Genomic DNA, 18,326 nt, shown 5'->3' on the forward strand with positions numbered 1-18,326 from the left:
TGCAGCGGCATCCTCTCACCAAGCTAACTTGGTGAGAGATATAGCGGAAAGCAGGAATGGCTACAAAAAAACACTATAGTTGCTTTATTAATTCTTTAAAAATGGTGATCATATCCGGTTCGGCTTTTTGGGCCATGGCAATAATTTCATCGATGTTAACAGGTTCCAGATGTTCCGGGTCGCATTCATCAGTTAAAACTGAAACGGCTGCAGCTTTTAACCCGAGGTGATTGGCTACAATAATTTCAGGAACCGTGCTCATACCAACGGCATCGGCACCAATGATTTTGAGCATGCGGTACTCGGCACGGGTTTCTAATTGCGGACCAACCACACTGGCATACACACCTTTGTGTAAAGTGATGTTGTGGTTTTTGGCAATAGTTTCTATAGTGGCGTTAATTTGCGCATCGTAAGGTTGACTCATATCTGCAAAACGAACGCCGAGTGAACCTACGCCTTTAAAAGCCAATGGCGAGCTCCCTTGCAGATTGATATGGTCTTCAATAAGCATTAATTCGCCTTTTTTAAAATTGAGGTTGATGGCGCCGGCAGCATTTGAAACCAGGAGCGCTTTAATACCCAGTTGATTCATAATGCGCACCGGATAGGTGACATCCTGAAGCGTGTAACCTTCGTAAATATGAAAGCGGCCTTGCATCACGATTACTTTTTTGCCTTCCAGTTTCCCGAAGATGAGTTTACCTTTATGAAACTCTACTGTTGCCGTAGGGAAGTAAGGAATGTGATTATAACTCACTTCTTTTATAATTTCTAAATGATTGATAAGTTGTCCTAATCCCGTACCAAGTATGATGCCTACTTCGGGTAGGTCAAAACCTTTTTCCTTGAGGTAATTAGCGGTTTCTTCAATATAATTTTTCATAACTTGATTTTGTTAATTTTAATAATTCGGCATGCGCTTTTAAGTCTTCAAAGGTATCAATGTCGTTTAACATCTCTAATATCTCAACCTTATGATTTTGTAAATCTTTTAAGGTATTTTCAAAAACTGATTCACTGCTCCAAGCTTTATTATTAAAAACTTGAGGGAGCAAAGTTTTCATTCCCAATAAGTAATAGCCGCCATCTTGTGCCGGACCAATTACTACGTCGTTTTGCTCTAATGCCTTAAATGCATCGGTGATGTGATGTGGTTTTAAATCGAATAAATCGCTGCCTACAATCACCACCTTGTTGTAATGTAAGTTGAATTGTTCTTTAAAGGCATTGTACATGCGCTGACCTAAATCGTCACCATGCTGTAAATATTTATGATAATGCGGTTTATTCCATATATCGTTATGGCTTATTTGATTGGTGTAATAAACGGCTACATGGTTGTTGAGCGTACTTAAAACAGTTTCGGTGTGTTGCAATAAGTTTTGGTAAACTGCCAAAGTTGCTTCATCACCAATGGTAGCTGCCAGACGTGTTTTAACTTTGCCAAGCTCGGGGTTTCGGATAAATACTATGATTATATTTTTACTCATATATTTTTGTGCCTTTTTTAAGCCATTTTCCCCATTGTTTTGAAAAAGCGTGTACTTTATCGGTTTCATTTCCGATGGAATCAACAACAGGAAAACCTTGGTTTTTCCACTCAAAAATACCACCGTATAAATTTTTAACATTGGTGTAACCTGCTTTTTTCAGTGCATTGCCAATGGTTTCCGAACGCACACCTATAGAACAATACACCACAATAGGCTGAGATAAATCAGGGACTTGTTCTAAAATTTTAGTGCTATTGAAGTATTTATGACCCACATAAAGGGCATTTTTGATATGGCTCACTTTAAATTCATTCATTTCTCTGGCATCTAAAATGATAGCTTCCTCAAAATTTTCATTTAATTCTTGAACAGAAATATACGGAATATTGCCTTTATTGTATTGTTTTAATATAGCATCAATACTTGTTTGCGCCAAGCTTGTGTTAAACCCTAGCGAACACAATATTAAGATGATATGTAAATTTAAGTGCTTCATTATTAAGTAACACTACCTTGACAACTACTGCCGGCACCGGCGGTACAACCATAGCAATGCTGCGAAATAGCAATCGTTCTGCCTTCTAATAGTTCGGTTTGGTAATCAGAAATATGCTTCGCTTTACTGTTTACAGGCAGTTGCAGCATTTGATTAAAATCGCAATCGTATAAATAGCCATCCCAACTTACTGAAAGCGTGTTGGTGCACATCACATTGGCAACGGCGGCCGGATTGTAGGCTTCTACCAAGGCATACATGTAATCTTCGTAATTTTCTGAAGCGATAAGGTAATCTAAAAATCTACTGATGGGCAGATTGGTAATGGCGAATAAATTGTGAAATTGAATCCCAAAATCTTCCAATAAAGCCTTTTTAAAATCTTTTTCCATAGAGGCTTGATCACCGGGTAAAAAAGCCCCTGACGGATTGTAAACCAAATCCAGTTTTAATGAACTTCCCGGCATGCCGTAACCCACAGCGTTTAATTGCTGTAAGGCTTGAATTGATTTGTCAAACACACCATCACCACGCTGCTTATCTGTTTTACCTTTGGTCCAGTGTGGCATTGAGCTTACTACATGAATGTTATGTTGCTTGAAAAACTCGGGTAAATCGTGGTGTTTTTTATTAGCGCGAATGATGGTAAGGTTAGAACGTACAATAAAATCTTTAACACCAACTTTTGATGCTTCTTCTACAAACCATCTGAAGTTGGGATTCATCTCGGGTGCGCCACCGGTTAAATCTAAGGTGTGCGCGCCGGTTTTTTCAATGACCTTTAAAATTTGCTGCATGGTTTCGCGGGTCATAATTTCCTTTCGGTCGGGACCTGCATCTACATGGCAATGGGAGCAAACCTGATTACACATATAGCCAACATTTACCTGAAGAATTTCAAGTTTTTTGGCTTTCAGCGGGAATTGACCGGTTTCTGAAATTTTTTCTGCAAATTTGGGTAAGTCGCCGCTTTGAAATATGCCATTTGATAAGATTTCTAACTGTCGTTTACTGTTGGCAAGTTCGCTTTCGCGCTTGTGTAGGGATTTAATCATAGATGTTTTAGCAATTTTTATTTTTTTAAATGATTATTCATGTTGTAATAGATCCTTCGCTTACGCTCAGGATAAGCGATTCACACAATTTTTTCTCTGAAAAAATTGGTTCACTGCTTAATTGGTTCACTGCTTACATATCCAGTTTATTCACTTTATTCATCATTTGCACACCGTGAACAAGAGAAGCGCCGCCTCTTATAGCCGCGGCTACATGTAAAGCTTCCATCATTTCTTCTTTGGTAATGCCGCGTTGCAAACCGTCGCCGGTGTAGGCATCAATACAATAAGGGCATTGAATAGTATGAGCCACTGCCAACGCAATTAATGATTTTTCTCTTGCTGAAAGCGCGCCTTCTTCAAACACTTTTCCATAGTATTCAAAGAACTTGGCACCCAATTCTTCATTCCATTCAGAGATTTTACCAAATTTTTTTAGGTCGGCCGGATCGTAATAGGTTTTTTGCATTTCTAAAATTTTAAAGCTGGTTTGAGTTTTGTCGATTTAAAAAACGCATCATTACAAGTGACGCGTTTATTTTTTTAAAAAGAATTAAAATTCAAAGATAATCAATAATTTATTTTTGTTTAATGATGATAATATCATTTTCAAATTTATGATGACCTATTTGGTGCGATTTTTGATATACCTTCAAACCAACTAAAAACACCTTTATGACCCATAGAACGTCGCAATTCGTTGTAATTGCGAAATGTTTTCATCGTATGTTTTTAAACCCTAGTAAAACAAATATTTTTTGTTTTATCGGGCTATTCTTGTTTGTTACTGTTCAACTGAATGCTCAAACCCTCACGGTAACAAATGCCGCAACCGGTGAACCACTTGAAATGGTTGCTATTTGGAATGAAGCCAATAATCTGTACGCAATCACCAATTCGAAGGGCCAAGCCGATGTATCATCTTTTAAAAATATCAATAAAATAGAAATCAGTTCTCTTGGTTTTAAAACGGTGAACACTAATTACGATGAATTACAGCAGAAGAACTTTGTGCTCTTAATGAACGTTTCAAACCTCAATTTAACCGAAGTGGTACTTTCTGGCACCCGATGGCGACAAACCAATCGATATCTTCCTTATAAAATAGAAACCATATCAAAACGCGATGTGGTATTGCAAAATCCGCAAACCGCAGCCGATTTACTTGAAATTTCCGGTAAAGTTTTCATTCAAAAAAGTCAGCAAGGCGGCGGTAGCCCCATGATTAGAGGATTTTCAACCAACAGATTGCTTTACACCGTTGATGGTGTTAGAATGAACAACGCCATTTTTAGAAGCGGCAATTTGCAAAATGTCATTTCTTTAGACGCCTTTGCTACCGAGAGCACCGAAGTGCTTTTCGGACCGTCGTCGGTGATATATGGTAGCGATGCCATTGGTGGTGTGATGAGTTTTCAAACCTTAACACCTCAATTTTCGTTAGACGAAAAAACCTTGGTAAAAGGTAATGCTGTGTATCGCTATGCTTCGGCCAATAATGAATCAACCGGACATTTCCACGCCAATGTTGGTTGGAAACGTTGGGCATTTTTGACCAGTGTTACTTCACAGAATTACGACCACCTTCGTCAAGGGCGCCACGGTCCTGACGACTATTTAAAACCCTTTTTTGTACAGCGCATTAATAGCGAAGATCAAGTGGTTGGTCAAGATGATAAACTGTTGCAAAAACCTTCGGCATTTTCACAAATTAATGTGATGCATAAGGTGCGGTTTCAACCCAATGAGGCATGGGATTTTCAGTATGGTTTTCACTATTCTGAAACATCGCCTTATGGCAGATACGACAGACATAACAGGCAAAGGGACGGCTTACCTCAATTTGCTCAATGGGATTACGGTCCGCAACTATGGATGATGAATCATATTAATATTACGCATACTAGAAAGCGACAATTTTTTGACGACTTTACCATAAGACTGGCGCATCAGCATTTTGAAGAAAGTCGTATTAACCGCCGATTAAACAACGATATTCAAAACAATCAGTATGAACAGGTGAACGCCACATCTGTTAACCTGGATTTTAAAAAGGCCATCAGTGCCGGCAGTACTTTGTTTTATGGCGCTGAGTATATTTTTAACGATGTTAATTCTACCGGAAAAGAACTCGACATCATTACCAGCAATGCCACTGCTGCGCTTTCCAGATATCCCGAATCACTTTGGCAGTCGGCGGCGGTGTACCTCTCCAATGAAATAAAATTAAATCCGAAAACCACGCTTCAAGGCGGATTGCGATACAATTATTTTAAGCTGAATGCCGACTTCGATCCCCAATTTTTAAATTTTCCTTTTACTGAAGCCAATGTATCTAACAGTGCGGTCACGGGAAGTTTTGGGGCGGTTTACAGGCCAACCAAGCGATGGATTTTTAAGGCTAACCTGGGTACTGCATTCAGAGCACCTAATGTGGATGATATTGGTAAAATATTCGATTCAGAACCCGGTGCGGTTACGGTGCCTAATCCCGATTTAAAGCCCGAATATGCTTATAACTTTGATTTAGGCGTTGCTGTGGTAGTTGGTAATTTTATAAAATTAGATGTTACCGGTTATTATACGCTTTTAAATAATGCTATGGTACGTCGTGATTTTTTGTTTAATGGCGAAGATACCATTATTTTTCAAGACGAGCCCAGTAGGGTACAAGCCATTCAAAATGCTGCTAATGCTTATGTATACGGACTTCAATTTGGTGCTGAGTTTAAATTACCGGAAGGGTTTACTTTTTCAACCGATTTAAACTTTCAAAAGGGTGAAGAAGAAACCGACGGTGGTATCAAAGGTCCATCCAGACACGCACCACCGTTTTTTGGATTTTCCCGGCTCACTTATCAAGGCGATAAATTAAATCTTCAGCTTTACACACAATTTCAAGGTGAACAAAGTTTTGAAAATTTAGCCATTGAAGAACGCAGCAAAGATGAAATTTATGCCAAAGACCGTAATGGTAATAATTTTTCGCCGGCCTGGTACACTTTAAATATCAAAGCGTTGTATCCTCTAACAGAAAATTTAACACTCACTACGGGATTAGAAAATATCACAGACCAGCGATACAGACCCTTCAGCTCTGGAATTTCGGGTGCCGGGAGAAATTTTATCATGGCCTTGAGAGCTAATTTTTAATGGTTATTTTTGTACGCTTTGAGTCCCAAATGGCATGAACAGAAGAAACCACGCTTATTTACTTAGAAATACAAGAAAAGCACACAGAATTACCGGTGCCACCTTGTTTTCGTTGTTTTTTGTAGTTTCCATTACGGCCTTATTGTTGGGATGGAAGAAAAACAGCAATGGTTATTTGTTACCGCAAACCCAGCAAGGCACTGTTGTGAGTGCTGAAAAGTATATTTCGATTGATTCAGTTCAGGAAATTGCAGTTAAACATTTTAATAATGTCTTTGAGAATGCCAATCCCGGTATTGACAGGATAGATATTCGTCCTGATAAAGCTGTAGCTAAGGTACTTTTTGAGAATACTTACTTTGAAGTACAAATAGATTTAGGTACAGGTGACATTTTGCAAACCGCCACCAGACGATCAGACTTTGTTGAAAACCTTCACGACGGCTCTATTTTAGATGTGCTGTTTAAAACCAGCAATGGCGTTTTTAAATTGATTTATACGTCAATCATGAGTTTGGCATTGTTACTTTTTACCGTTTCAGGTTTTTGGCTTTGGTACGGTCCAAAGGTGATGCGTAAAGCCAAAAGTGAATAAATTGCGCTTACCCAATTCAGTTTTATTTTTAATTAAACCAAATACAAGTATGATAGATGTTGGTTTAATTTCCATCAAAATTACCTACATTTGTGCAAATGAGTAAATTAATTGCCATATTGCTTTCCTGGATAATCATGCTCCAAAGCATGAATCTTAGTGTCGTTGATGTATTCAATATTAATGAATTAATTGAACATGCTCAGGAACACAAAGAAGAATTTGGCGATAATTTTGTTGAGTTTTTAGCCAAACATTACGGTTCTGAAAAAGCACAACATGCCGGTCATGACGATCATAAAACCAGTCATGAAAACTTGCCTTTTCAGAACAATTTTCAATTATCACTGGTCTTTGTACTCGATTTAAATACGCACTATTTTTCAGATTTGAAAGAGTTCAATACTGCCAATCAATCGGCTATTTTTTATTACAAGTCGCCAGGCAGTAATTTGTTTGTTTCAGGTATTTTCCAACCACCTCGCTTAGCATAATTAGTTTTAAAAGTCCTTTTGCTATCACGCATTCTAAATGCTGGTTAAGTCAATTTTATTGTTTTGGTACACAAGCCAAGGCCATTTTTTAAATCAATTAATCAATTAAATTATGCTAACTAGAATTATTAATTTTAGCATTAATAATAAATTCATTATCGGGCTATTTACCCTGTTGCTTATTGTCTTCGGATTATTTTCGGCTACAAAAATATCTATTGGTGCCGTACCCGATATCACTAATAATCAGGTTCAAATTCTCACCACTACGCGTAATCTTTCAACCTCAGATGTTGAAAAATTTATCACTTATCAAATAGAGTTAGAAATGGCTAACCTACCGGGCGTTGTAGAGATTCGTTCGGTCTCCAAATTTGGTTTGTCGGTTGTTACTGTTGTCTTTGAAGACGATATGGGAACTTATTTACCCAGACAACTCATTGCTGAAAAAATAAAACAAGCAGCCGAGAAAATTCCGGAAGGTTTTGGCGTGCCCGAAATGGGACCAATTTCAACAGGTTTGGGCGAAATTTACCAATACATTTTAGATGTTGAACCTGCTTATAAAGATCGATATACAGCTACCGACTTAAGAACCATACAAGATTGGATAGTGAGACGACAACTTTCGGGTATTCCCGGGGTGGTTGAGGTGAATACCTGGGGCGGATTTTTAAAACAATATGAAATCGCACTCAACTCAAACCAATTAAATGCGATGAATATTTCTTTTGATGAGGTCTTTTCAGCCTTAGAAAATAATAACAGCGTTGCAGGTAGTGGCTACATAGAAAAAGTAAATCAGGCCTATTTTATTCGAGGAGAGGGTTTGGTTGAAAGTTTAAACGATATTGAAACTATTGTTGTAAAAAACATCGATAATACACCTGTTTATATTAAAGATGTTGCTAAGGTGCAATTTGGTAGTGCTGTTAGGTTTGGCGCCATTACCGGCAATGGAGAAGGCGAAAAAGTGTTGGGTCAGGTAATGATGCTTAAGGGCGCCAACTCCAAACAAGTGATTGACGCCGTCAAGGAAAGAATTGAGCAAATCTCAGGTAGCCTACCTGAAGGCGTTTTTATTAATGGATTTTTAGATAGAAGCGAATTGATAGGAAAAACAACCTTTACCATAGTCGAAAACCTAACCATTGGTTGCCTTATCGTCATATTTGTGCTGGTATTGCTCTTGGGTAATTGGCGGTCAGGACTGGTGATTGCTTCCATTATTCCGCTGAGTATGCTGTTTACGTTGAGCTTAATGTATCTATTTAAAGTCGATGCTAATTTAATGAGTTTGGGTGCCATTGATTTTGGTATTATCATAGACGGCGCAGTAATAATTGTAGAATTTGTAAGTTTTCAAATCACTCAAAAAGCAAATGCATTCAACATTCTACCAAATAGTGAACGACAAGATTTTCGTGATAAAATTACCATTGCCGGTGCTTCAAAAATGATGAATTCGGCGGTGTTTGGGCAGCTCATCATTATTATTGTTTTTATCCCCATTTTGGCCTTAAGCGGCGTAGAAGGTAAGATGTTTAAACCCATGGCACTCACCTTTAGTTTTGCACTCTTGGGTGCCATGATTTTGTGTTTTACTTATGTGCCTGTAATGACCAGTTTGTTTGTAAATCCTTCGAGGCCAACAAAAATGTCGTCTTTTGCAACCAGATTAAACAATGGGCTTTATAGTTTGTACCAGCCTATTATTTATAAAGCATTGATGTACAAAAAAACGGTGTTAATAGCAGCCTTTTCACTGTTAGTGTTGACCGCTTTATTATTTAATAGTATGGGTGGAGAATTTGTTCCTACCTTAGATGAAGGCGATTTTGTAATTCAGCCGGTTTTAAAAACAGGTACTTCGCTTAGTAAAACGGTTGAAATAACCACACAAATTGAACGCATCTTAAAAGAAGAATTTCCTGATGAGGTCAACCAGATTGTTTCCAGAATAGGTGCTGCAGAAGTGCCAACCGACCCCATGAGTATGGAAGAGAGCGATGTGATCATTACATTGCATCCGCGAGGGCAATGGACCAAAGCCGTCAGTAAAGACGAGCTGGCCGATAAGTTTAAAGAAGCGCTTGAAGTGTTGTCGATTCCCGAACTGGAATTTACTCAACCTATAGAAATGAGATTTAACGAGTTGATTACCGGTGTAAGAGCCGATGTGGCCATCAAAGTGTTTGGTGAAGACCTTGACATTTTGGTTGACAAGGGTGAAGAAATTAAAAAACTTATTGAAAATGTTGAAGGCGCCGCCGACATCACAGTTGAAAAAATTGAAGGATTACCTCAAATTAGTGTTATTTATAACCGTCAGAAAATTGCGCGATACGGTTTAAATATTTCACAGGTTAACGATGTCCTGGCTATGGCTATAGCAGGTAAAACCTTAGGAACTGTTTTTGAAGGCGAAAAACAATTTGATATGGTAGTGAGATTAGACGAGCACCATCGTACAGATATCAGGGACATTAAAAATCTATACTTAGACACGCCTTCAGGAAATAAAATTCCGTTAAGCGAACTGGCAGATATTAGCTATCAAAAGGGTCCGGCAAAAATATCGAGAGATGATACCAAGCGCAGAATGGTGGTGGGTGTGATGGTACGAAACAGAGATTTACAAAGTGTTGTAGACGATATTCAGGAAATTTTAAATAGTCAACTAAAACTACCTGTTGGTTATACCATTACTTATGGCGGGCAGTTTGAGAATTTACAAAGTGCAATTGCCAGATTGAAAATAGCAGTTCCGGTGGCATTGTTTTTAATCTTTGTTATGTTGTATTTCGCTTTCGGGTCTGTTAAAGATGCACTTATGATTTATTCGGCTATACCATTAGCGGCCATTGGTGGCGTTATGTTGTTATGGATACGCGATTTGCCTTTTAGTATTTCGGCAGGTATTGGTTTTATAGCCTTGTTTGGTGTAGCAGTGCTAAATGGTATTATGCTTATTGAACATTTTAAAACATTAAAAGAAGAACAAAATTTTAAAACAATGGATGCATTAGTAAAACAAGGTACTAAGGACCGTTTTAGAGCAATTATGCTAACGGCATCGTCAACTGCTCTCGGCTTTTTGCCAATGGCAGTATCGGTAAATGTGGGTGCCGAGGTGCAACGACCTTTGGCCACGGTGGTAATTGGTGGGTTGATCACTTCAACACTGCTTACGCTTGTAGTGTTACCCATACTTTATATTTATTTTGAAAAATGGAAATTTAGTTTTTCAAGGTCAAATTCAGTAAAAACAATACTGCTATTGATTGGTTTCAGTAGTTTTTCTTTTGTAACAGCTCAAAATTCACCTAAAAATTCACCTAAAAATTTAGAAGTATTAATTGTCCTGGCTTCTGAAAACAATAGCGCCTTAAAATCTGAAGCCTTTAAGTTGGAACAATCAAACGCCTTAAAAGGGACAGCGTTCGATTTTGAAAAAACAAATATTTATTATGGCTTCGATGAAAATAATATTGCCGAGAACGGTCAAGCCATTAAGGTGTTTGGTTTTCAGCAAAACTTTTTATTTCCAACGGTTTACAGTGCTTCAAAAAAATTATTGAACAAGCAGTACGAATTGAGTAGCAGTCAATATGCGGTGGCCTCCAAATCGATTAAAAGAGCTGTTACTTCGGCCTATTACAATTATGTGACTGCTTACAATAAAGCCGCAATTTATAAGGGGCTAGACAGTTTGTACACCAATTTTGCCAAAAATGCCAAGCGCCGATTTGAGCTTGGCGACACTAATTATTTAGAATCAATAACTGCCAATTCAAAACAACGACAAATACAAATTGCCTACGAACAGTCTCGAATGGACATTGGTATTTGGTATGAAGAATTGCATAAACTGGTACAAACCGAAGACAGTTTACTCGTAGCATTACCACTGCAAACTCAATTAGATTTGGCGGTATTAGATATTGAGCAAGAGCCCGAAGTGGCCATGTTTAAAAGCAGTTTAGAAGTAATGACTGCCGAAAATAAACTGGAAAAGAACAAATTATTGCCCGACATTACTTTAGAATATTTTCAAGGCACCAACGATTTGCTTAGTGGTTATTTATACGGTTATCAGGTTGGATTAAAAATACCAATTCTTTTTGGAGCACAATCGTCTAAAATTAAAGCCTCTAAAATTGGTATGTCGGCAGTAGAAGCAGGTTTGAAAGATGTGCAATTTCAAATGAATTCAAGACGAAACACCTTAGAGAAAGAACTTGAAAAATTTAGCGAGCACATCAACTATTATAAAAATGAAGGGCAAACACTTGCTCAAGCCATCTTAAAAACCGCCGAGAGCAGTTATAAGAATGGCGAAATTGACTTTTTTCAATATATATTGAGCATTGAAAACGCCTTTCAAATTGAGTTAGATTATTTAGACCAATTGAATAATTACAACCAAACCGTTATCAAATTAAACTATTTAAGCATTTAAAATACAATAGATAAACTCATGAAGACAATCAAAATAAAATCGGTTTACCTTGTGATATCAATTCTAATATCGGGTTTAATAGCTTGTGAAGAACAAAAGTATGTTGAAACTCAGAGCGAGCCTGAAGATTCCAATCTAATTACCGTAACCAAAGAGCAATTTATACGCAATAATATGAGTATTGGCATCGCTGTTGAAAAAAAATTTCCTTTCGAGGTGCAAGTTACCGGTATGATTGATGTGCCACCGCAAAATAAAGCTATTGTAAATGCTATTATGGGTGGTTATGTAAAAAAAACACCGTTGCTGGTTGGAAACAAAGTAAAAAAAGGCGATTTTTTGATAAGCATCGAAAATCCTGAATTTTTAAAAATTCAACAAAATTATCTCGAAATCAAATCTCAACTCGGATTTCTTGATATGGAGTATCAACGCCAAAAGCAATTGTTCGAAGAAAATATTACCTCGCAAAAAAACTATTTAAAAGCCGAAAGCGACTTCAATACGGCAAAAGCTACTTTGACAGGTTTGAGAAAACAACTTGAAATGCTCAATTTTTCGGTATCACAAATTGAAAAAGGTCAAATGAGTGCTGTTACCAATATTTATGCACCCATATCAGGCATGATATCAAAAATGAATGTGGCCATGGGAAGTTTTGTTGCCGATGCTACGTCAATTCTTGAAATTGTAGATACTGAGCACATTCATCTGGAATTAAATGTTTTTGAAAAGGATATTTTAAAGGTCAAAAAAGGACAAACCATTCAGTTTAAGATACCCGAAGCATCTGATGAATTATTTGAAGCTGAAGTGTATTTAGTTGGGGCCAGTATTGAAGCCAACCGAACTATTAAAGTACATGGCCATTTAAAAAACGAAGAAGGGCACAATTTTTTACCGGGGATGTTTGTAGAAGCCTACATTGAATCTGATACAAAAACAGCCAGCGCCTTACCTGAAAGTGCAGTGGTAGAAATTGAGGATGAGTTTTTTGTTTTGAAACTAATAAGTGAAACTGATCAAGCGTACGTTTTCGAAAAACAACCGGTGACAATTGGTACCTCTAATGAGGGTTATATGGAAATTATTTCAGAATTGCAGGAAGCGCAACAGTACTTAACCAATGGTGCCTTTGATATAATCAAATAGTTGTAATGCGAGAACGGCTGTAAGTTTTAAAAGTTAAGACGACCAAATATCAGTAAGGCGTATGTCGCGCCTGAATTATAATTAACTTTTAAAATAAATGATATGACTTCAGTAAAATTAAATCTAGAGAACATTAAATTATCCGATCATTCCAAAGCGATATTCGACAAAACAGAAAAAGCCTTGGGCTTTGTACCCAATATGTACAAAACTATGGCAGGTAACACTTCGCTTTTAGACAGTTATACTTATGCTTACGACAGTTTTAGAAAACATTCCGGGTTTACACCTGTAGAGCAGGAGGTGGTGTTTTTATCGGTTTCATATGTCAACAATTGTACCTATTGCATGGCAGCACACAGCTTTGTAGGCGATAATATGACCAATGTACCTACAGAAGTTACCGATGCTATTAGAGCAGGAGAAGCCATTTCAGATAACAAATTAAATGCCTTATCTAATTTCACCAAAATAATGGTAGAAACACGCGGGTTGCCTTCTGAAGATGATTTAGCTGCATTTTTTGATGCCGGTTACACCGAAACCCATGTGCTGGGTATCATTACCGGTATTGCGGTAAAAACTTTGAGTAACTATTCAAATCACAATACCCATCCGGAAGTGGATGAAGTTTTTGCAGGAAGACGTTGGAGTAAATAAAATCCGGTTTAATATTTTAGAGCTGCTTTGTAAAGAAAAACTTTATTTAAAGCAGCTTTTTTAGTATGTTTAAATCATGAAGCTATCTATAAAAGATTACATCTTAGTTTTACTCCAAGCGGTACTTTTTGTAATGTTCCTGTTTGATTTTAATTGGCTGGATGTAACAATCCCTGAATGGATAAAAAATGTTGCAATAGTTTTTTTTGGTTTAGGTTTATTGATTACAATGGTAGCCTTGTTACAACTCAACAAAAATTTATCGCCGTTTCCAACGCCAAAATCTAACTCGGCGCTTATAAAAAACGGACTCTATAAATACATCAGGCATCCTATTTACACAGGCTTATTGTTTTTGTTTTTTGGATACACTGTTTATTCGGAGTCGATATACCGATTGATAGTCTCAATATTATTGTTAGCGTTGTTTCACGTTAAATCGCGTTACGAAGAGCAAAAACTAAAAGAACGCTTTGTAGAGTACGAATCTTACCGAACTAACACGGGTAGGTTTTTGCCGAGATTTTAAAACCAACTTTAATAAAATAAAAAAACCCACTTCAAAAAAAGTGGGTTTTGCATCTGATGTGGTGCCTCCAGGAATCGAACCAGGGACACAAGGATTTTCAGTCCTTTGCTCTACCAACTGAGCTAAGGCACCAGTCGCTTAAAATGCGGTTGCAAATATAGGCTCATTTTTATTATTCACAAAAATAAACATTAAAAAATTGATTGCGTATTTTTACACCTAATTTTTGTAGTATGAATCTCATTATAGATGTGGGAAATACCGCCGTTAAGTTAGCTGTTTTTGATGGTTTTAAATTGAAAACCCAAACAACCGAGTCTAAAACCAGAGTGCTGTCGGCTGTAAAATCTTTAATTAAAAAATTTAAAGTTAACCATGCCATTATTTCAAAAGTTGGCAGTTTATCCCACCATACCATTCATAAAATATCTGAATATACCAATCTCATCATTTTAACTAAAGATACGCCCGTACCTTTTAAAAACTGCTACAAAACTCCCGAAACTTTAGGCGCAGACCGAATAGCCTTGGCAGCGGCAGCAGTGCTTCAATACCCAAATACCAATGTACTGGTAATTGATGCCGGTACCTGTGTAACCTACGATTTTATAAATAACCAAAAACAATATCTCGGTGGCGCCATTTCGCCGGGACTAACTATGCGCTACAAGGCCATGCATACTTTTACCGAAAAGTTGCCGTTATTAAAACCTAATGCAACAAATCAACTTACCGGGGGCACCACTTTAGAGTCCATGCACACCGGCGCATTTGTAGGAATATTAAACGAGATAGACGGATTTATTTCAGCATATAAAAATATTTACCCCAATTTAACAGTTATTTTAACAGGTGGAGATGCCAAAATTTTGGGAAACCAATTAAAAAATAGCATATTTGCCAACTCAAATTTTCTGTTAGAAGGTTTAAACAGTATTTTAGAATTTAACATCACCAAATGATAAAAAATCTCATTGTGGTTTTTGTGGCATTTATTGCTGTAAACACTTTTGCCCAACAAGGAACCGTTTCACCGTATTCCTTTTATGGGATTGGTACCCTTAATTTCAGGGGCACTGTTGAAAACCGTAGTATGGGTGGTCTCAGCATTTATAACGATAGTATTCAGTTAAACTTAAGAAACCCGGCATTTCATACGGGTAATAATTTAAAGTCGTTTAATGATGAATCGCGCCCTGTAAGATTTGGCGTTGGTGGCAATTTTAATAATACCAGTTTAAAAACGCAAAACGCTTCAAGCAGCGTTGCTTCAACCACCTTTGAATATCTGGCACTTAACTTACCTGCTGGAAAGTTTGGTTTTACACTTGGACTCATACCATTCAGTTCAGTTGGGTACAATTTACAGGATTTAAACGACGATGGTTTACTTACCAACAGATATGAAGGTGAAGGTGGATTGAATAAAGTGTTTTTAGGGGTTGGCTATAGTGTCTCTCGAAATTTTCGCGTAGGTATTAACCTTGACTACAATTTTGGTAATATAGAAAACAGCTCTATTGCTTTTGTAAGAGATAACGAAGGCAATTTGCTCCAGTTTCAAACCAAACAATCCAATGCCTCAAATTTAAGCGGTTTAAATTATACTCTTGGCGCAACGTATTCAACAAAGTTCAAAGAAAAATATGATTTAATTACCTCGGCAACCTTTAAACCTCAATCGAATCTCACTTCCTTAAACGAGCGTGTTTTTTCTACCATAATTGTAAACCCATCTACCGGTGCCGATTCTGAAGTCGACAGAATTGACGCAGATCTTGAGGGCAGTGGTTTGGCCGAAACAAAGTTAACTTTACCATCCAGATTTGCATTTGGTGCAGGAATTGGTGAAACGCACAAATGGTTTTTAGGTGCAGAATACAGTTTACTGCAAACAAGTAAATTCGCGAACCCTATTGTAAATATTGATAATACTACTTTTGAAGATTCTTACGGTATTGCAGTTGGCGGTTTTTATATTCCAGACTACAATGCCTTTAAAGGTTACTTAAAACGAGTGGTTTACAGGTCCGGATTTAGATACGAAACCACAGGCTTAAACATCAATAATCAAAGCATTGATGAGTTTGGCATTACTTTTGGAGTTGGATTACCAATTGGCAGATATGGTACTAATTTAAACATAGGATTTGAATACGGACAAAGAGGTACCACCAGCCAAAATTTAATAAAAGAAGGTTTCTTTAATACCCATATAAGTTTAACTTTGAACGATCGTTGGTTTGAGAGACGAAAGTATAACTAAATAAAAACAAAAAATGAAAACGAGAATTACTTTAATCTTTACCGCCATTTTGGTAAGTCTAAATGTAAGTTTTGCACAGCAAGATGAAGAGTGTATGAACAATCTGCAAATTTTCTCAGAATTTGCAAAAAAGAAAAATTACGACGAAGCTTACAAGCCATGGATGGTTGTGCGTACCAAATGTCCAAAGTTTAACCGCGCTATTTATCAGTACGGCGAAAAGATTCTGGATGATAAAATCAGTAAAACTACCGGTGACGAACAAGCGGCCTTTGTAAACGATCTTATCGCCATGTACGATCAAGCCATGGAATACTATCCACAGTATTATACAAAAGGCGATGTGTTGAGTAAACAGGCACAAATTATGTTCGACTATCAGGAGGTCTTAAAGAAAGATAAACTGTCGCTTTACAATGCCTTCAATAAGGCATATACAGAAGACAAAGACAACTTTACTAATCCCAAAAGTCTCTACACTTATTTTTCTGCCATGGTTGACTTGTTCGATGAAAAGAAAAAAACAGCTCAGGAAATGTTTGATAAGTATGATGACTTAAATGAGAAAATTGAAAGCGAAGTTAGTAACTATTCTGCTTTGTTAAATAAGTTAATTGAAAAAGAAGAAGCCGGTCAGGCCTTAACAGGGAAAGAGCCAAGTTACAAAAGAAGCTATGAAAGCTACTTAACCAATTACGATATAATTTCGGCAGGTATGGATCAAAAGTTAGGAGAGCGCGCTAATTGCTCTGTGTTGATTCCTCTATACGAGAGAGACTTTGAACAATATAAAAACGATGCTGTTTGGTTAAAGCGCTCAGTAAACCGTATGTATGCCAAAGAATGTACCGATGATGCTTTATATATTAAACTGGTAAAAGCTTATGATGCTGCTGCACCTTCAGCCGATACCAAAGTATTCGTAGCAGATTTATTAATGAAAGACGGTAAAGAATCCGAAGCTTTTAAATACCTGCAAGAAGCCTACGATTTAGAAACCGATCCGGTTAAAAAAGGTAACCGTGCTAATAAAATTGCCATTACATTAAAAAATAAAGGACGCTTATCTCAGGCAAGAACTTATTTTGAGAATTCATTAAAGTTAAACCCGTCTAACGGAAGACCACACCTTGCTATAGCCACGATGTACGCCAACAGTGCCAATAGTTGTGGCGATACCAACTTTAAAAAGCGTGCCGTGTTCTGGTTGGCCGCACAAGAAGCCGCCAAGGCAGGTAGGGTAGACCCTACTTTAGGAACTTTGGCTTCTCAAACTGAGGCTAACTTCAAGGCCAAAGCTCCAAGCAAAGGTGAAATATTTCAGGAAGATATGGCCGGAAAAACTATTAACATTAGTTGCTGGATAAATAGAAGTATCACTGTGCCGAGTCTTTAATGGCCTTGAAATATAAACATATTACCATACACTTAGTCACAGTTTTAGCTGTGACTTTGTGTTTAAGGTGCACCGATAATTTTAAGAAAATACAACAAGTAGGTGTGTTACAAAACGAACCGGTTGGTGTTGCTAAGGATATCAATCTTAAATACACAGATTCGGGCATGTTAACAGCAAACTTAATTAGTAAAACCATGTTAGATTATTCCAATCGCGAATTTGGTTTTTCTGAATTCCCCGATGGTATCCATCTAATTTTATACGATAAAGAACAAAACAAAAGCACCATTACATCTAATTATGCCATTTACTACACCGAAACAGATGTGATAGACCTTCGCGGTAATGTGAAAATAGCTACAACCCAAAACGACACCTTGTTTACAGAGCAATTATTTTATTACGAAAAAGATGAATGGGTCTTTACCAACCAACCCTTTAGATTAAAATCTCCCAGCGGTGATACCTATGGCAACGGTTTAGACTCTGATGTTGACTTTAAACGAATCAACATTCTGGAAATGTATGACAGCGAATTCGAATTAGAAGGCGATAATTAATATCTTTGT

General features: G+C 37.3%; 16 protein-coding genes and 1 tRNA gene. 11 read left to right on the top strand and 6 right to left on the bottom strand.

Annotated elements, in window-relative coordinates; all coding sequences use genetic code 11:
• Window positions 1-73: 73 nt before the first annotated feature.
• The 5 genes from FJ651_RS13805 to FJ651_RS13825 all read right to left on the bottom strand — a co-directional run bounded on the left by FJ651_RS13805 (window position 74) and on the right by FJ651_RS13825 (window position 3,516).
• Window positions 74-886 carry a purine-nucleoside phosphorylase gene (locus FJ651_RS13805; protein ID WP_140991127.1) on the bottom strand — a complete coding sequence of 271 codons (813 nt, stop codon included), beginning with the start codon at window positions 884-886 and terminating at the stop codon, window positions 74-76.
• Entirely contained in the window at window positions 870-1,493 is a 624-nt protein-coding gene (locus FJ651_RS13810; protein ID WP_140991128.1) for a TIGR04282 family arsenosugar biosynthesis glycosyltransferase, read from the bottom strand. The genes FJ651_RS13805 and FJ651_RS13810 overlap by 17 nt, the downstream gene beginning before the upstream one ends.
• Window positions 1,486-1,992, bottom strand: a complete 507-nt coding sequence (locus FJ651_RS13815; RefSeq protein ID WP_140991129.1) for a rhodanese-like domain-containing protein — start codon at window positions 1,990-1,992, stop codon at window positions 1,486-1,488. Before FJ651_RS13815 ends, FJ651_RS13810 begins: the two co-directional genes overlap by 8 nt.
• Before the next feature lie 2 nt (window positions 1,993-1,994).
• Entirely contained in the window at window positions 1,995-3,047 is a 1,053-nt protein-coding gene (gene arsS, locus FJ651_RS13820) for an arsenosugar biosynthesis radical SAM (seleno)protein ArsS (protein ID WP_140991130.1), read from the bottom strand.
• Between the two features lie 133 nt (window positions 3,048-3,180).
• The gene (locus FJ651_RS13825) at window positions 3,181-3,516 is read right to left on the bottom strand and encodes an arsenosugar biosynthesis-associated peroxidase-like protein (protein WP_140991131.1); all 336 of its coding nucleotides are present in this window, start codon (window positions 3,514-3,516) and stop codon (window positions 3,181-3,183) included.
• Window positions 3,517-3,722: 206 nt separating this feature from the next.
• Here FJ651_RS13825 and FJ651_RS13830 point away from each other — a divergent pair, with 206 nt between their 5' ends.
• From FJ651_RS13830 to FJ651_RS13860, 7 genes are all read left to right on the top strand, one after another.
• A complete protein-coding gene (locus tag FJ651_RS13830) occupies window positions 3,723-6,200 on the top strand; it encodes a TonB-dependent receptor (protein WP_246085376.1) in 2,478 nt (825 codons plus the stop codon).
• 34 nt (window positions 6,201-6,234) lie between these two features.
• Complete coding sequence (locus FJ651_RS13835) at window positions 6,235-6,795, top strand: PepSY-associated TM helix domain-containing protein (protein WP_140991132.1); 561 nt, start codon at window positions 6,235-6,237, stop codon at window positions 6,793-6,795.
• A gap of 98 nt (window positions 6,796-6,893) precedes the next feature.
• Entirely contained in the window at window positions 6,894-7,289 is a 396-nt protein-coding gene (locus FJ651_RS13840; RefSeq protein WP_140991133.1) for a hypothetical protein, read from the top strand.
• A gap of 112 nt (window positions 7,290-7,401) precedes the next feature.
• Complete coding sequence (locus tag FJ651_RS13845; RefSeq protein WP_140991134.1) at window positions 7,402-11,751, top strand: CusA/CzcA family heavy metal efflux RND transporter; 4,350 nt, start codon at window positions 7,402-7,404, stop codon at window positions 11,749-11,751.
• 18 nt (window positions 11,752-11,769) lie between these two features.
• On the top strand, window positions 11,770-12,903 hold the full coding sequence (locus FJ651_RS13850; protein ID WP_140991135.1) for an efflux RND transporter periplasmic adaptor subunit: 1,134 nt from the start codon (window positions 11,770-11,772) through the stop codon (window positions 12,901-12,903).
• A 102-nt stretch (window positions 12,904-13,005) separates the two neighbouring features.
• Window positions 13,006-13,563, top strand: a complete 558-nt coding sequence (locus tag FJ651_RS13855) for a carboxymuconolactone decarboxylase family protein (RefSeq protein ID WP_140991137.1) — start codon at window positions 13,006-13,008, stop codon at window positions 13,561-13,563.
• A gap of 76 nt (window positions 13,564-13,639) precedes the next feature.
• Window positions 13,640-14,092: a methyltransferase family protein gene (locus tag FJ651_RS13860; protein ID WP_140991139.1), complete on the top strand. Its 453-nt coding sequence runs from the start codon at window positions 13,640-13,642 to the stop codon at window positions 14,090-14,092.
• 59 nt (window positions 14,093-14,151) lie between these two features.
• Here the strand turns inward: FJ651_RS13860 and FJ651_RS13865 are convergent.
• Window positions 14,152-14,224: transfer RNA gene (locus FJ651_RS13865), tRNA-Phe, on the bottom strand.
• 101 nt (window positions 14,225-14,325) lie between these two features.
• Between FJ651_RS13865 and FJ651_RS13870 the strand changes: the two genes are divergently transcribed.
• Genes FJ651_RS13870 through lptC form a run of 4 tightly spaced genes read left to right on the top strand, consistent with a single transcriptional unit; the run spans window position 14,326 to window position 18,317 of the window.
• Window positions 14,326-15,054 (top strand): type III pantothenate kinase, encoded by a 729-nt coding sequence (locus tag FJ651_RS13870; protein WP_140991141.1) that lies wholly within the window; start codon window positions 14,326-14,328, stop codon window positions 15,052-15,054.
• Window positions 15,051-16,358, top strand: coding sequence for a hypothetical protein (locus FJ651_RS13875; RefSeq protein ID WP_140991142.1), 1,308 nt, complete (start codon window positions 15,051-15,053; stop codon window positions 16,356-16,358). The genes FJ651_RS13870 and FJ651_RS13875 overlap by 4 nt, the downstream gene beginning before the upstream one ends.
• Before the next feature lie 13 nt (window positions 16,359-16,371).
• A complete protein-coding gene (locus FJ651_RS13880; protein WP_140991144.1) occupies window positions 16,372-17,754 on the top strand; it encodes a tetratricopeptide repeat protein in 1,383 nt (460 codons plus the stop codon).
• Window positions 17,754-18,317 carry an LPS export ABC transporter periplasmic protein LptC gene (gene lptC / locus FJ651_RS13885; RefSeq protein WP_140991146.1) on the top strand — a complete coding sequence of 188 codons (564 nt, stop codon included), beginning with the start codon at window positions 17,754-17,756 and terminating at the stop codon, window positions 18,315-18,317. The genes FJ651_RS13880 and lptC overlap by 1 nt, the downstream gene beginning before the upstream one ends.
• Window positions 18,318-18,326: the final 9 nt, after the last annotated feature.

Origin of the sequence: Paucihalobacter ruber (genome assembly GCF_006494535.1) — a bacterium.
GTDB classification, from domain to species: Bacteria; Bacteroidota; Bacteroidia; order Flavobacteriales; family Flavobacteriaceae; genus Paucihalobacter; species Paucihalobacter ruber.